This window comes from Aciduricibacillus chroicocephali, assembly GCF_030762805.1.
In the GTDB taxonomy this organism is placed as follows: Bacteria; Bacillota; Bacilli; order Bacillales; family Amphibacillaceae; genus Aciduricibacillus; species Aciduricibacillus chroicocephali.
Window position 1 is genome coordinate 90,001 of record NZ_CP129113.1, and the last position, 2,500, is coordinate 92,500.

Annotated in this window: 9 tRNA genes and 3 rRNA genes (2 of these 12 running past the window's edge); all 12 read left to right on the plus strand. The window is 52.0% G+C overall.

Going from position 1 to position 2,500, the window contains the following annotated elements:
- A 23S ribosomal RNA gene (locus QR721_RS00490) occupies positions 1–70 on the plus strand (it extends 2,843 nt beyond the left edge of the window).
- 123 nt (positions 71–193) lie between these two features.
- A 5S ribosomal RNA gene (rrf, locus tag QR721_RS00495) occupies positions 194–309 on the plus strand.
- Between the two features lie 34 nt (positions 310–343).
- Positions 344–419, plus strand: a tRNA-Val gene (locus QR721_RS00500).
- A gap of 6 nt (positions 420–425) precedes the next feature.
- Positions 426–501, plus strand: a tRNA-Thr gene (locus QR721_RS00505).
- Between the two features lie 6 nt (positions 502–507).
- A tRNA-Lys gene (locus tag QR721_RS00510) sits at positions 508–583 on the plus strand.
- Positions 584–588: 5 nt separating this feature from the next.
- Positions 589–673, plus strand: a tRNA-Leu gene (locus tag QR721_RS00515).
- Positions 674–683: 10 nt separating this feature from the next.
- Positions 684–755, plus strand: a tRNA-Gly gene (locus tag QR721_RS00520).
- Between the two features lie 9 nt (positions 756–764).
- Positions 765–850 (plus strand) — tRNA-Leu (locus tag QR721_RS00525).
- A gap of 3 nt (positions 851–853) precedes the next feature.
- Positions 854–930: transfer RNA gene (locus QR721_RS00530), tRNA-Arg, on the plus strand.
- Positions 931–936: 6 nt separating this feature from the next.
- Positions 937–1,013: transfer RNA gene (locus QR721_RS00535), tRNA-Pro, on the plus strand.
- Positions 1,014–1,034: 21 nt separating this feature from the next.
- A tRNA-Ala gene (locus tag QR721_RS00540) sits at positions 1,035–1,110 on the plus strand.
- Positions 1,111–1,229: 119 nt separating this feature from the next.
- Positions 1,230–2,500 (plus strand): 16S ribosomal RNA (locus QR721_RS00545); it runs 292 nt beyond the window's last position.

Sequence of the window (2,500 nt, forward strand, 5' to 3'; positions counted from 1 at the left end):
GATAGGTCCGAGGTGGAAGCGTGGTGACACGTGGAGCTGACGGATACTAATAGATCGAGTACTTAACTATCTTTAATTTGATTCTTGTCTAACGCTCTTATTTAGTTTTCAGGGTGCAAATATTCCTTGAAAAAAGGCTTGCATTCTCTATAGGAAATAGGATATAATAGTCTTCGTTCTTAAGAGAAGTATGTCTGGCAGTGATGGCGGGGAGGTCACACCTGTTCCCATACCGAACACAGCAGTTAAGTTCCCCAGCGCCGATGGTAGTTGAGGCTTTGCCTCTGCAAGAGTAGGACGCCGCCAGGCATGAACGCAAGTTCATTAAAAAGTGTATACATTCGGAGGATTAGCTCAGCTGGGAGAGCACCTGCCTTACAAGCAGGGGGTCGGCGGTTCGATCCCGTCATCCTCCACCATGTTAAGCCGGCCTAGCTCAATTGGTAGAGCAACTGACTTGTAATCAGTAGGTTGGGGGTTCAAGTCCTCTGGCCGGCACCACTTCGAGAGCCATTAGCTCAGTTGGTAGAGCATCTGACTTTTAATCAGAGGGTCGTAGGTTCGAATCCTACATGGCTCACCATCCTTGCGGGTGTGGTGGAATTGGCAGACACGCTAGACTTAGGATCTAGTGTCTTACGACGTGGGGGTTCAAGTCCCTCCACCCGCACCATTTTTAATAGGCGGAAGTAGTTCAGTGGTAGAACATCACCTTGCCAAGGTGGGGGTCGCGGGTTCGAATCCCGTCTTCCGCTCTATTGTATGCCGGGGTGGCGGAACTGGCAGACGCACAGGACTTAAAATCCTGCGGTAGGTATCTACCGTACCGGTTCGATTCCGGTCCTCGGCATTTGCGCCCGTAGCTCAATTGGATAGAGCGTCTGACTACGGATCAGAAGGTTAGGGGTTCGACTCCTCTCGGGCGCGCCATTTTAACGGGAAGTAGCTCAGCTTGGTAGAGCACATGGTTTGGGACCATGGGGTCGCAGGTTCAAATCCTGTCTTCCCGACCATGAAATACACATACTTTTAATGGGGCCTTAGCTCAGCTGGGAGAGCGCCTGCCTTGCACGCAGGAGGTCAGCGGTTCGATCCCGCTAGGCTCCACCATTTTTATTTTTTTCGCTCTTTGAAAACTGAACAAACAACCATTTATGTCAGTAAGAAACGGTATAACCGTTTAAGTTTTACTAGCTAAGACATCATCTTCGGATGATGTGAAACAAACTTTTTTGGAGAGTTTGATCTTGGCTCAGGACGAACGCTGGCGGCGTGCCTAATACATGCAAGTCGAGCGCGGGAAGCAGGCAGATCCCTTCGGGGTGATGCCTGTGGAACGAGCGGCGGACGGGTGAGTAACACGTGGGCAACCTGCCTGCAGGATCGGGATAACTCCGGGAAACCGGAGCTAATACCGGATAATACTTTCTTCTTCATGGAAGAAAGATGAAAGACGGTTTCGGCTGTCACCTGCAGATGGGCCCGCGGCGCATTAGCTAGTTGGTGAGGTAACGGCTCACCAAGGCAACGATGCGTAGCCGACCTGAGAGGGTGATCGGCCACACTGGGACTGAGACACGGCCCAGACTCCTACGGGAGGCAGCAGTAGGGAATCTTCCGCAATGGACGAAAGTCTGACGGAGCAACGCCGCGTGAGTGATGAAGGTTTTCGGATCGTAAAACTCTGTTGTAAGGGAAGAACAAGTACGATAGTAACTGATCGTACCTTGACGGTACCTTACCAGAAAGCCACGGCTAACTACGTGCCAGCAGCCGCGGTAATACGTAGGTGGCAAGCGTTGTCCGGAATTATTGGGCGTAAAGCGCGCGCAGGCGGTCCTTTAAGTCTGATGTGAAATCTTGCGGCTCAACCGTAAGCGGTCATTGGAAACTGGAGGACTTGAGTGCAGAAGAGGAGAGTGGAATTCCACGTGTAGCGGTGAAATGCGTAGAGATGTGGAGGAACACCAGTGGCGAAGGCGACTCTCTGGTCTGTAACTGACGCTGAGGCGCGAAAGCGTGGGGAGCGAACAGGATTAGATACCCTGGTAGTCCACGCCGTAAACGATGAGTGCTAGGTGTTAGGGGTTTCCGCCCCTTAGTGCTGAAGTTAACGCATTAAGCACTCCGCCTGGGGAGTACGGCCGCAAGGCTGAAACTCAAAAGAATTGACGGGGGCCCGCACAAGCGGTGGAGCATGTGGTTTAATTCGAAGCAACGCGAAGAACCTTACCAGGTCTTGACATCCTCTGACAACGGTAGAGATACCGCTTTCCCTTCGGGGACAGAGTGACAGGTGGTGCATGGTTGTCGTCAGCTCGTGTCGTGAGATGTTGGGTTAAGTCCCGCAACGAGCGCAACCCTTGATCTTAGTTGCCAGCATTAAGTTGGGCACTCTAAGGTGACTGCCGGTGACAAACCGGAGGAAGGTGGGGATGACGTCAAATCATCATGCCCCTTATGACCTGGGCTACACACGTGCTACAATGGATGGTACAAA